The sequence below is a fragment of the Acinetobacter sp. ANC_7634 genome (assembly GCF_056779875.1).
In genome coordinates this window covers 161,028-172,630 of record NZ_JBWYIT010000001.1, presented here as the reverse complement: position 1 = coordinate 172,630, position 11,603 = coordinate 161,028, and the positions used below count along the sequence as shown (strand labels likewise).

Here is an 11,603-nt window from a genome sequence, read left to right as displayed (position 1 = left end):
GAGGTTATACGATGTCATATTTTGGTTTTATTCCATCTGAATCTTTGTTAAAGAATATTCAAACTGGAATTGAGAAAAAAAATTCAAACGAACCACTTTACCCTTTGCGTGATCAAACTGCACTCGCTATTAATGATGAAATTATCGATGCAATTTTAGTTGAACTTGTACGTCGTTTCCCTGCAAGTGACAAACGAGAAACAGCTGAAAAACTTGCTGGTTATATTAAATCAACAGTATCGGTACTACTTAAACAGTTATTGGGTAAAGCACCAAATGACGTCGTGAGACAATCGATTGAATTCTCTGAAAAGAGTTTATTCAAAGATCCAGAGGGTAATTATCGTGTCGGTGCTCCATTACCCGCTGATTTAGTAACAAACTTAAAAAATAGCTTTGCAGAAGTACGTGCAGGCAATGATGTCAATCGTGCAGTTCTGTCTGAACAATACAAACAATTCGGTGAAGCTGCAGTTCGTCACTTTATGAATGATTTTAATAAGACCCTAGATTTGGGTATGATTAAACGTAAGGCGTCTGATATCGCTTCTTCAGCGGTTATCAAAGCTGTTCATATTGCGATCGATAAGCTCATTCCTAACTTCACTAAAGAAGAATTGTTAGCTGCAGCTGAATATCATGACACGCTATTTATTCAGAAATAAATCAGATTAATCAAAAACCTAGCTAAAGCTAGGTTTTTTTATGTTTTAAAGATGGTTCAACAATATTGAATAAATAAAAGACATAATTCATCCATTTTTACACTTTTTATGTAGGTTTTTGTGAATCCATCACGACCTAATGTTATCTTAATAAACATTGCGATTAATCAAATGATGTTGAACTTTTAATCCTTATCAACACTTATACCTTTGCGTCTACCACCGATAATAATTGGATCTTCTGCTGTTATGTTATTTGAAAATTTTAATGTTAAATTACAACGTATTGGTTTAGCACTCAGTGCGTTTATGATCACAAGTTTTGTTCAAGCCAATGACTTCGCTCAACATCCTCAATATCAAAATTTTAAACTAAAAACGATGCAGACCTATGGTTTGAGTGCTGAGCAAGTTGACTGGGCCATGAATGGATCAAAAAACCTACCAAATATTATCAACATTATGAATCGCCCAGGAGAAAGCAAGCCTTGGTACGAATATAAAAAGAATTTTTTAGCAGAAAGTACAATTCAACGTGGTGTGCGTTTTAAAAATCAATATGCAGACACTTTAAATCGAGCAGAACAGCAGTTCGGTGTTCCCCAGTCCATCATTCTCGGTATTCTCGGCGTAGAGACAGGTTTTGGGGCAAATAAAGGCTCATTCATCACACGTGATGCCCTAGCCACTTTAGGGTTTGGATATGAACGACGTGCACAATACTTTCAAGACGAATTAAGCGCTTTGATTGCATGGTCTTATAAGGACGGCATTCCAGCTAATTCAGTCGTTGGCTCTTATGCTGGTGCTGTGGGCTATCCTCAATTTATGCCAAGCAATATTCCGAAATTTGGTGTGGATTATGACGGTAATGGTCATATCGATCTCAGAAACTCTGCTGTAGATGCAATTGGTTCTATTGCAAATTATCTTGCTCAACATGGTTGGCAACGAGATCAACCGATTGCTTTTGCCGCACGCTACCAAGGAAATAATGCGGATGCCATCATAGCCAAAGACTTAACACAACCTACTCCATATGGTGCATTAAAAGTTCAAGGCATTAGCCCACTCAATCCTATTGTTAAAATAGATGACTTAGACATGGTCAATGTGATTCAACTACAAGAAAATTATGGGCCTGCTTATTACCTTACATATCCTAATTTTCAAGTCATTACGACCTATAACCGTAGTCGAATGTACGCAACTGCACTTTGGCTTTTAGGGACGGAAATCGCGAGTAGATAAAGATAAATCTACTTATTTTCACAAAAGTCAATGATTATTTTTGTGATTAAGTTCACTATTTGCACATTTTAAATATTTTGTTACATTATTGATTAAATATTAACCATTTTTTGTGATAATTTGTCGTTTTTGTAACTAAAGTGAAAATAAAGCTAGACACTTTTGTATCAGGATGAATATCATCCACTACCGTTAAATGCAGTTGCATAAGTAAATTTACAGACCATTTAATTTAATTATCAGCAACTTAGATAATTAAATTAGGGTTCCAAGGAGTTAAACGATGCATGCTTCGCTGAAAATGTTATCAATATTAGGTATTAGTTTGGCTTTGTCTCAAACTCATGCCGAGCTGGTTCAATCCTCTTATCTGAATAATGATGTTGACCAATCAAGTCTTGCTTCACGCGTGATTAGCAAAGACTCTACAAGTTTCAATTCGCACTTCTCGAATTTAAACAGTTTAGCAATTACTGAAAGTTCAGGTGATAAAATTCGTCGTGAAACAATCGCAGCGAAAATTCAAGTACCTGTTGAAGAGCCTTCAGTGATTGACAAACTTAATAATGTTGCTTCAAACACTGTTCGTCGTTTTAGCCAAACTGGTGTTGCTTCTTGGTACGGTCGTCAATTTCACGGTCGTAAAACTGCAAGTGGCGAAACATTTGATATGAATGCACTTACTGCAGCGCATCGTAGCCTACCTCTTAATTGCTATATTCGTGTAACGAATAAATCTAATGGTAAAAGCGTCGTTGTTAAAGTAAATGATCGCGGCCCATTTCATGGTAATCGTGTTGTAGATTTATCTTACGGTGCTGCGAAATCTCTTGGTATTACCAATGCTGGTACTGCGCGTGTCAGCATCGAACGTGTGGATGGTCCAAATTCTTAGGTTCTCATGATTCAGCGAAGCATTTAACGACAAGCCACTCATTGAGTGGCTTTATTATTTTTAATTTTTTTTGATGTGACCAATATACAAAAAAGAATCTTGATTTATCATCTTATGTCATACTGTCGTTTATAGAATAAATAAAATTCAAATAATCAGTGAAGGAAATAGGATGAAGACAATTACAGAATGGTTAGATGAATATAGTGATAGCCATCAAAACCCAACCAATAAAACATTACACTGGATTTGCGTACCCACGATTCTATTCTCGATCATTGGCATACTCGCTCATTTCAGCGCATTACTGACTACCCTTTTACTGGTGTTAACACTCATTTTTTATGCAAGATTAGATCTTGTACTCTCGGTTGCAATGGCAGCGTTATTATTGGTCATGTCTTGGCTTATTATTATTCTTCCATTCGGGAAAGGATCCTATATTGCTCTGTTCGTTTTAGCTTGGATAGGTCAATTTTATGGGCACAAAATTGAAGGGAAAAAGCCTTCTTTCTTTAAAGACCTCCAATTCCTTATGATTGGCCCTCTATGGTGTATGGATGCTTACCTAGATAAGATACTACCCAATTGGAAATCACGCCAAATCAGCGCTTAAATTAGCAAATACAGCATGGGTTAAATTAGAATTTAATTTAGCCCGATGTTCATGCTCTAATTAAGTAATTTATGAGATAGAAAAACAGTAAAGTAAAAACTAAATTACTGATAACTTTTTGACTTATTAGCGCAAGCAGTACACAAAATATTGCTGCCCATAAATAGTGATTACTCGACATAACCCTTAATTCTGCTGCTTCATAAAAGACAATCGGTACACATATTGCAGTCAACAAACATGGCGCAGAATATTTCAACATCTTTTTCAAAATTCTAGGAAGTGGCACATTTACCCTTGGCTCCAAGAATAAATATCGATTAATAAAGATCATGATCGACAACCCCAGCAAAAGCATCCAGCTCATTTTTAATCCCCTTCTGTTGTTTGCCATTTTTCAACTATCACACTGGCAAACATTCCACATAGACCAGAAATAATTAATGCTGCATTTACTTGGTAAGCTTCTAAAATTAAAGAAAAAATTATGGTAATCACAACACCAACAAGTATTGTAAGATTTTTTATCATTGGCACTATAATTAATATAAGCAGTGCAACGACTGAGAAATCAAGATGCAAATTTGATAAATTAGGAATGAAGTGAGCAAGCACAATCCCAAATAAACTAAATATCAGCCAAAAAATATAAAAACAAAGTCCTGCTCCAAATAAATATGCGAATGATCGTTGTGATTTATTTTTTACTCCAACCGCAAATAATTCATCCGTCAGCAGAAAGCCAAATACAATACGTTTAAATAGTGGAAATTTACTAACATCATTTCGAAAATTAAGCGCGTAAATTAAATGCTGACTCGTCAGAAAAAATATCGTCAGATAGATTGTCATCAGCGAAGCCTGCCCCGAAACCAATCCTAAGCTCACTAATTGTGCAGCACCAGCAAACATAAACAATGACATTGCAAAAGCTTGTATCGCATTCAATCCAGTCTGTATCGCCAAAGAGCCAGCCAATACCCCCCATGGCATGACTGCAATTGCCAACGGCATAATACCCAGCACACCATGTATAAAATTCTTTTTTGTATCACTCATCTTTTTCATCAATATATCTTAATCTGATTCACTTATCGATTATTATCATCTGATGAGTAATGATTGATCTTGAATAATATTGCGGCGCAAATTTAAGGAAAATTAATAGTTCAAAAGATATTGTCTAGGCGTTACACCTATTGCACTTTTAAAATGTCGATTTAAATGACTCTGATCAGAAAATCCAGTGAGTTGTGCAACCTCAGTTATTCGCACCCCCTGCTTAAGCAATTGTTTAGCTTTTTGAATTCTTCTTTGAACAAGCCAACTATGTGGAGGCAATCCCGTATGTTTTTTAAATTCACGTAATAAATGCCATGGGCTTGTATCTACATATGCAGACAACTCGTGTAGAGAATAGTCATGTTCAGGAAAACTACTCATAAGTTCTTTTATTAGTTCAACTTTTTTTCTCATTTCTGGTGTGTTGATTGGACTCAATTTCGCCCGCCCATAGCAATAGATCAATCTGGCCAATGTCGTCAAATAGAGGCTTTCTTTAAGCAAAGTATCCTCGCCCTGCTCAAATAAATCGAATAAAAATACTAGTTGCCTCGCCAAACCCAAATCATGAATCACTGCATCCGAGAACCATGGGACTGCATTCTTGGTTGTAAAAAAATCTCGACTCAGATCTAATATCATTTCAGGTGTTGGGTAAATTGCTCGATATTTCCAACCAGTTTCCACAGCGGATGAACCAGTATGTATTTCATCAGCATTCACCAGAATAATATCGCCTTTAGGTGCGATATGAAGCTTTCCAGAGCGGTAAAAACTTTGTGCCCCATCTTCAATGACACCAATACAATAGCCCTCATGAGCATGTTTTGAAAATTGCTTACGTTGAAATTGAGCTTTTAATAATTCCAATCCGCCCAATTCTTTGAAATGAAGATAATTAGCAGACTCTTGCATCTTTTTTCTGGATATTACGCCTATAAAATTGCATAAAAACTATCACGCCTGCATTTTAAATCTAGAATGAAATTGCTCATCTCATATATTTATTTTTATAAAAATTATTGATAACTTCGACCCTGATGCTTTAACCAACCATCAATATGCCGTTTTTGAGGATCATGGTGAGTCCAATGAATTACACCACCCTTGTCGGTATATTCATATTCACCATAGAACTCGACGATATCCCCTTTTTGAATATTCTCAACACGTGGTGCCAAGTCTATATTATGAGCTACCAAAACTGTCTGACCATGATTAAGTTTTAAAATAAATTTCTGATGTCTAGATCCTTCATTATCATCATTTAATATTGCAATAACTTCTCCAGAAGCCCTAACTTGCACATCACTCATCTTTTTTTGAAAAAGTGTCGCTATTTTTGCGGCATCATCATTATCCGCAGAGGATAGTTCTCGTTGGTTAGCATCATTATATTGAGTACTTGCATCTGTAGGATTTAGTGCGTGCTCATTACTCTGTTTTAAATCCTGTTTTAAATCGACACCGAAATATGCTGCGACCAACACTGCAATTAACGCAACAATACTCATTTTTGATTTCTGAGACATATTGATCTCTAAGTTATATTTTTATTTCATCCTAAAGTTTATATCATTTAGACTCATCAAAAAAAAGAAAAAGCCCTTAAAGGGCTTTTTCTTTTTCAAAATAATTGATTCAATTATTTTGCAGCAGCTTGAGCAGCAGCAACTTCTTCAGCGAAAGAAAGTTCAGCTTTTTTCTCAATACCTTCACCCACTTCGAAACGTACGAATTGAGCAACAGTTGTACCTGTAGACTTAAGAACATCAGCAACTTTCTTGTCGTTGTCGATAACGTACATTTGACGCTCAAGAACAACTTCATTTAAGTATTTTTCAACTGAACCAGTTACCATTTTTTCAACGATATTCGCTGGTTTACCAGATTCAATTGCTTTTGCTTCAGCAATTTCTTTCTCTTTAGCGATTAACTCAGCAGAAACACCTTCAGCATTTACAGCAACTGGGTTGAACGCAGCAACGTGCATTGCGATACCTTTACCAGTAGCAGCATCACCAGCAAATGAAACTACAACACCGATTTTTAAACCGTGTTTGTAAACTGCAAGGTTTTCACCTTCAACGATTTGAGCACGACGAACTTGAATGTTTTCACCGATTTTTTGAACAAGCGCAATACGAGCTTCTTCTACAGTTGCACCATCTTCAAGTTTCAATTCAGCAATTTGAGCAGCATCAGTTACATTCGCAGCAAGCGCAGCAGCAGCAACTTTTGCAGAGAAACCAGCAAAGTTTTCGTCTTTAGCAACGAAGTCAGTTTGACAGTTTACTTCTAAAAGAATTGCTTTATTGCCTTCTTGAGCAATTGTAATCGCGCCATCAGCAGCAATGTTACCTGCTTTTTTAGCAGCTTTTGCTTGACCAGATTTACGAAGGTTGTCGATCGCTAACTCGATATCGCCACCAGCTTCTGTCAACGCTTTTTTACATTCCATCATTGCTAGACCAGTACGATCACGCAACTCTTTAACCATGCTTGCAGTAATAGCAGTCATGTTATTCTCCTAAATTCGGTCGAGATATGTATCTGTTAACAAAAACGGCCCAAATTAATCATCTGGGCCGTTTTGCTTGATTGATGCTTAAGATGCCACGATTACGTGTCGCAAAAATGACAAATCCGCATCAAATCGCATTAAGCCTCAGGAGCTTCTTTAGCAGCTTCTTCGCCTTTAGCTTGCGCATTAGCTTGAGTTTGAGCGTATTCTTTACCAGCAATAATCGCATCAGCCATCGCAGTAGCGTAAAGAGTTACAGCGCGGATCGCATCATCGTTACCAGGAATAACGAAATCAACGTTATCTGGGTTAGAGTTAGTATCAACGATACCGATTACTGGAATACCAAGGTTCTTAGCTTCTTTGATTGCAATCGCTTCGTGGTCAACGTCGATGATGAACAATGCGTCAGGTAAACCACCCATGTTCTTAACACCGCCAAGAGCACGTTCAAGTTTTTCCATTTCACGAGTACGCTCTAAAGCTTCACGTTTAGTAAGCTTAGCGAAAGTACCGTCAGTAGACTGAGTTTGAAGATCTTTAAGACGGTTGATTGATTGACGAAGAGTTTTCCAGTTCGTCAACATACCACCTAACCAACGGTGATCTACATATGGTTGACCAGCACGTTGAGCTTGTTCACGGATGATGTTAGAAGCAGCACGTTTAGTACCAACGAACAATACTTTGTTCTTTTTGCTTGCTAGGTTGTTAACAAAGTTCAATGCATCATTTAACGCAGGAACAGTGTGCTCAAGGTTGATGATGTGAATTTTGTTACGCGCACCAAAAATGTATTGACGCATTTTTGGGTTCCAGAAGCGAGTTTGGTGACCGAAGTGCGCACCAGCTTGAAGAAGGTCGCGCATGCTTACGTTGTAATCTGCCATTTTCTTTACCTTAAAAGTTTGGGTTAGGCCTCCATATGTCCGCATTCTCCACCCTTACGGGCACCCAGAGTAATGTGTCGACATATGTGCGGATTTTATTAACCAACATATCATCCGATTAAGTGAATCTATTCACGAAAAGCATTTGATAAATTGGGCGGCTATTTATACCATAGTCACACACAAATTTCCAAAAGTTTTTAAAGATCATGAACAGTACTTATGAAGCACCACGTCGTTTAATTAAATCTGCTGAAGATATCGAAAAGATGCGTGTGGCGGGACGACTAGCGGCAGAAGTTTTGGATATGATCAAACCGCATATCAAGCCTGGTGTGAGTACACTAGAATTGGATACGATTTGTCATGATTATATTGTGAATAAACAAGATGCCATTCCTGCTTGCCTAGGCTATGGTGCTGCGCCTGGCCGTCCTGCATTCCAGCATACGATTTGCACATCAGTAAACCATGTGGTTTGCCACGGTATTCCCTCTGAAAACAAAATCTTAAAGAAAGGTGACATCTTGAATATTGATGTCACAGTGATTAAAGATGGATTTCATGGTGATACCAACATGATGTACATCGTGGGTGGCGAGACTTCTATTCTTGCAGATCGCTTATGCAAAGTTGCACAAGAAGCAATGTATCGTGGTATTGCTACGGTAAAACCTGGTTCGACGATCGGTGATATTGGTCATGCGATTCAAAAATATGTTGAGTCAGAGCGTTTCAGTGTCGTTCGTGAATATTGTGGTCATGGTATTGGCACTGTTTTCCATGATGAACCTCAAGTGCTTCATTACGGTCAACCAAATTCAGGCATGGTTTTAGAAGAAGGTATGACATTTACAATTGAACCAATGGTCAATGCTGGTGTATGGCAAACTAAACTTCTTGGTGATAAATGGACAGTTGTAACGAAAGATCATAAATTATCTGCGCAATATGAACATACTGTTTTAGTCACTAAAACAGGTGTCGAGGTATTAACTGCTCGCCCTGAAGAGGATTTATCCCGATTTCAATAATTTTAGTTAATTAATAAAGTTAAAAAAGTCAGACCAATTTAAATTGATCTGACTTTTTATTTTGCTAAGTCACTCAATAAGAAATAAATTAACAAACAAACCTAACAAATGTTGGATTTTTAAAATTTAAATTCATGATTTTTAAAAATTTTTTATCACAAAAATGAGTAAAAACGCTTTTCAAACTGATTCATTTTATGTTTATATAACACTTAAAGAATGTAAAACAACAACTAGCAACAAAATCGGACAGGGAGTCCAAAATGACGAAAAAAGCATTCTGGTGCATGGTCGTACCTATTGTTTTTGCATCTACAACTATTTATGCAGAATCATCATTTTTTAATCTGGATGAAACTGAAGGGTTTAAACGATATTCAATTTCAGTCGGACCATTACATGTTATGCCTCAAGGTAAAGCCAAGGCACCTAAAATTCGTACAGCAGTAAAAAATGGTGAAGTTGCAAAAAATGGTGATATTACGCTTTCTACAGTTTTTGAGAACTTAGATCCTGATAAAGAAAAAGAAAATCAAAGTATGCAAGCGCTTTTGAAGATCGTTGATGCTTTTAGTGATACTTATCCAGCCAGTCAAAGTGGAACTTCAACTGTAAGCGGCATTGAAAGTTGGAGTATGGATGGTTCTGGAATGACTGCAGATGATGTTACAACACTTGGCATCATGATCAATTACCATTTCAACGATAAGATCTCATTCGAGAGTAAAGCTGGGTTCCCCCCAAAAGTAGATATTCAAGGTAAAGGTAAGATTACAGCACCATTTACAGCCGAAGCAAATTCAACACTTTTAGGTATACCTTTACCAACAATCTATCTTAAGAATGATCTGCCAATTACAGATCTTGAAAGTCATGGAAATTCTATTGCGACAGCACGTGCATGGACTCCAATGTGGGAATTGCAGTACCATTTTGGACAGACTGGGATCAATAAATTTAGACCCTATGTTGGGCTTGGACTTATGGTCGCATACTTCAATGAATTAGAATTGAATCCAAGCCTTGAAAAAGACTTAATTGATTCAGGTCACATGATTGCCAATATGAAAAATGGACGCGGTGGCGATGCATTAATTAAAGGTAAAAAAAGTACAGCAAATCCCAAGGTTAAACTTGAAGCCGACCTAAGTTTCGCGCCAATAGCCACGCTTGGGTTTACTTACGACTTCAATCAAAACTGGTTTGCAGTTGCATCTATTAGTTATGCACATCTAACAGGTAAAACCACAATTGAAGTCAACGATGATAAACTCGGAACATTATTTTCATCGGAAGTTGATTTAGAAGTAAACCCGATCATTGGTTATGCTGGTGTAGGCTATCGCTTCTAAAACACTTGAGGCATATTGAAGCCACACCCCAATATGCCCAATCCATCACTAACAAAGGAAAAATAAGACAATTAGTATACATTTTAAAATCTAACTTATATCATATTTTTCAATAATTTAACAATTGTAAATTAGGATAATAAATTTGATTTCAAGTGAACAAACTGCTTTGCATTTAGATGATTTAATGAATATAAAATGAACTAAAAATTGGACATGGAGTCCTTCAAACAATGAAGAAGTTTTTAGTTCCTACATTATTCGCAAGTTCATTCTTATCTACTCTGAGTTATGCGGAGTCAGGATATTTCAGCCTTTCTGATGAGGGGTTTAAGCGTTTTTCAATTTCAGTGGGTGCATTACATGTAATGCCGCAAGGTAAGGCCCAACCTTTTAATGTCAAAACAGTCATAAATGACAATTATGAATCTAAAGTTGGGGACATTAATGCTTCCACTGTAATCGATAACCTTGACCCAGATCGTAAACCAAATTATTTAGTAGAAGGTATTGTTAAATTAATTTCTGCTTTTCAAGGTAATGTCTCAGGGGCTATTAGTGGAAAATCCTATATTAATGGATTAGCTGAATGGGATAATCCGAATACGGGCTTGGAGGCTGATAAAGTTACAACAGTTGGCATCATGAGCAGTTATCACTTTACAGATAATTTGTCTGTGGAAATAAAAGGTGGAATTCCACCTAAAGTGGATATCAAAGGTATTGGAAATATTAAAGCCCCCTTCTCAGCTACTGCAGCACCGTTAGGTGGAATTGCGGGGAACTTAGACCTCAAAAATAATATTCATATTACTAATCTAGAACAATCTTCAAAAGCTGCTGAAGCTAGAGCATGGACCCCTGCTTTTGAATTACAATATCGTTTTGGTGAGACCGGGATTAATAAATTCCGCCCTTACGTTGGCGTTGGATTAATGTACGCTTATTTTAATGAGCTAAAAATGGATCCAGGTATTGAAAAAGATTTAGTCGCCGCTGGGCATATGATCCAAAATATTATTAATCAAAATGCTGGTGCAGCACTCGATAAGAAAGATACCAATGGAAAAATGAAAGTTAATTTAGAAGCAACTGATGTTTTTGCACCTATAGCTACAGTTGGATTCACCTACGACTTTAATGATACATGGTATGCAGTAGCATCTATTAGTTACGCCCACTTGCAGAATGAAACGAAGATCACAGTCGTCAATGAAAATACTGGACAAGAGTTAATCAACTCAAAAGCTGATATCGAGATTAACCCGATATTGGGCTATGCTGGGTTTGGCATGCGTTTCTAACGCATAGAGT

13 protein-coding genes are annotated in these 11,603 nt (G+C 37.0%); 7 read left to right on the top strand and 6 right to left on the bottom strand.

The features are described from left to right. Window positions 1–11: 11 nt before the first annotated feature. The 4 genes from AC1M9A_RS00810 to AC1M9A_RS00795 all read left to right on the top strand — a co-directional run bounded on the left by AC1M9A_RS00810 (window position 12) and on the right by AC1M9A_RS00795 (window position 3,427). The gene (locus AC1M9A_RS00810) at window positions 12–665 is read left to right on the top strand and encodes a hypothetical protein (protein ID WP_481609420.1); all 654 of its coding nucleotides are present in this window, start codon (window positions 12–14) and stop codon (window positions 663–665) included. 309 nt (window positions 666–974) lie between these two features. Then, window positions 975–1,916, top strand: coding sequence for a lytic murein transglycosylase B (gene mltB, locus AC1M9A_RS00805; protein WP_416224309.1), 942 nt, complete (start codon window positions 975–977; stop codon window positions 1,914–1,916). 283 nt (window positions 1,917–2,199) lie between these two features. Then, complete coding sequence (locus tag AC1M9A_RS00800) at window positions 2,200–2,811, top strand: septal ring lytic transglycosylase RlpA family protein (RefSeq protein WP_035265690.1); 612 nt, start codon at window positions 2,200–2,202, stop codon at window positions 2,809–2,811. 172 nt (window positions 2,812–2,983) lie between these two features. Beyond that, window positions 2,984–3,427 (top strand): Mpo1 family 2-hydroxy fatty acid dioxygenase, encoded by a 444-nt coding sequence (locus AC1M9A_RS00795; RefSeq protein ID WP_481609419.1) that lies wholly within the window; start codon window positions 2,984–2,986, stop codon window positions 3,425–3,427. A 49-nt stretch (window positions 3,428–3,476) separates the two neighbouring features. Here AC1M9A_RS00795 and AC1M9A_RS00790 read toward each other — a convergent pair whose 3' ends face one another. The 6 genes from AC1M9A_RS00790 to rpsB all read right to left on the bottom strand — a co-directional run bounded on the left by AC1M9A_RS00790 (window position 3,477) and on the right by rpsB (window position 7,903). Further along, window positions 3,477–3,794: an AzlD domain-containing protein gene (locus AC1M9A_RS00790; RefSeq protein ID WP_092766028.1), complete on the bottom strand. Its 318-nt coding sequence runs from the start codon at window positions 3,792–3,794 to the stop codon at window positions 3,477–3,479. Window positions 3,795–3,796: 2 nt separating this feature from the next. Beyond that, window positions 3,797–4,495, bottom strand: a complete 699-nt coding sequence (locus tag AC1M9A_RS00785) for an AzlC family ABC transporter permease (protein ID WP_481595583.1) — start codon at window positions 4,493–4,495, stop codon at window positions 3,797–3,799. A 93-nt stretch (window positions 4,496–4,588) separates the two neighbouring features. Then, complete coding sequence (locus AC1M9A_RS00780) at window positions 4,589–5,404, bottom strand: AraC family transcriptional regulator (RefSeq protein ID WP_481593122.1); 816 nt, start codon at window positions 5,402–5,404, stop codon at window positions 4,589–4,591. 104 nt (window positions 5,405–5,508) lie between these two features. Beyond that, a complete protein-coding gene (locus AC1M9A_RS00775) occupies window positions 5,509–6,021 on the bottom strand; it encodes a DUF3465 domain-containing protein (protein ID WP_481609418.1) in 513 nt (170 codons plus the stop codon). Between the two features lie 113 nt (window positions 6,022–6,134). After that, entirely contained in the window at window positions 6,135–7,010 is an 876-nt protein-coding gene (gene tsf, locus AC1M9A_RS00770; protein WP_035265686.1) for a translation elongation factor Ts, read from the bottom strand. Between the two features lie 140 nt (window positions 7,011–7,150). Further along, window positions 7,151–7,903, bottom strand: a complete 753-nt coding sequence (rpsB, locus tag AC1M9A_RS00765; protein WP_035265684.1) for a 30S ribosomal protein S2 — start codon at window positions 7,901–7,903, stop codon at window positions 7,151–7,153. A gap of 209 nt (window positions 7,904–8,112) precedes the next feature. On the opposite strand from rpsB, the gene map reads away from it, so the two are divergent. The 3 genes from map (at window position 8,113) to AC1M9A_RS00750 (ending at window position 11,593) form a co-directional block, all read left to right on the top strand. Then, on the top strand, window positions 8,113–8,937 hold the full coding sequence (gene map / locus AC1M9A_RS00760; protein WP_035265682.1) for a type I methionyl aminopeptidase: 825 nt from the start codon (window positions 8,113–8,115) through the stop codon (window positions 8,935–8,937). Window positions 8,938–9,200: 263 nt separating this feature from the next. Further along, on the top strand, window positions 9,201–10,289 hold the full coding sequence (locus AC1M9A_RS00755) for an OmpW/AlkL family protein (protein WP_481609417.1): 1,089 nt from the start codon (window positions 9,201–9,203) through the stop codon (window positions 10,287–10,289). Window positions 10,290–10,522: 233 nt separating this feature from the next. After that, the gene (locus tag AC1M9A_RS00750; RefSeq protein WP_481609416.1) at window positions 10,523–11,593 is read left to right on the top strand and encodes an OmpW/AlkL family protein; all 1,071 of its coding nucleotides are present in this window, start codon (window positions 10,523–10,525) and stop codon (window positions 11,591–11,593) included. Window positions 11,594–11,603 lie beyond the last annotated feature (10 nt).

Coding starts and splice junctions, on each gene's coding strand:
- AC1M9A_RS00810 (WP_481609420.1), top strand. CDS start 12: ATGTCATATTTTGGTTTTATTCCATCTGAATCTTTGTTAAAGAATATT.
- mltB (WP_416224309.1), top strand. CDS start 975: ATGATCACAAGTTTTGTTCAAGCCAATGACTTCGCTCAACATCCTCAA.
- AC1M9A_RS00800 (WP_035265690.1), top strand. CDS start 2,200: ATGCATGCTTCGCTGAAAATGTTATCAATATTAGGTATTAGTTTGGCT.
- AC1M9A_RS00795 (WP_481609419.1), top strand. CDS start 2,984: ATGAAGACAATTACAGAATGGTTAGATGAATATAGTGATAGCCATCAA.
- AC1M9A_RS00790 (WP_092766028.1), bottom strand. CDS start 3,794: ATGAGCTGGATGCTTTTGCTGGGGTTGTCGATCATGATCTTTATTAAT.
- AC1M9A_RS00785 (WP_481595583.1), bottom strand. CDS start 4,495: ATGAAAAAGATGAGTGATACAAAAAAGAATTTTATACATGGTGTGCTG.
- AC1M9A_RS00780 (WP_481593122.1), bottom strand. CDS start 5,404: ATGCAAGAGTCTGCTAATTATCTTCATTTCAAAGAATTGGGCGGATTG.
- AC1M9A_RS00775 (WP_481609418.1), bottom strand. CDS start 6,021: ATGTCTCAGAAATCAAAAATGAGTATTGTTGCGTTAATTGCAGTGTTG.
- tsf (WP_035265686.1), bottom strand. CDS start 7,010: ATGACTGCTATTACTGCAAGCATGGTTAAAGAGTTGCGTGATCGTACT.
- rpsB (WP_035265684.1), bottom strand. CDS start 7,903: ATGGCAGATTACAACGTAAGCATGCGCGACCTTCTTCAAGCTGGTGCG.
- map (WP_035265682.1), top strand. CDS start 8,113: ATGAACAGTACTTATGAAGCACCACGTCGTTTAATTAAATCTGCTGAA.
- AC1M9A_RS00755 (WP_481609417.1), top strand. CDS start 9,201: ATGACGAAAAAAGCATTCTGGTGCATGGTCGTACCTATTGTTTTTGCA.
- AC1M9A_RS00750 (WP_481609416.1), top strand. CDS start 10,523: ATGAAGAAGTTTTTAGTTCCTACATTATTCGCAAGTTCATTCTTATCT.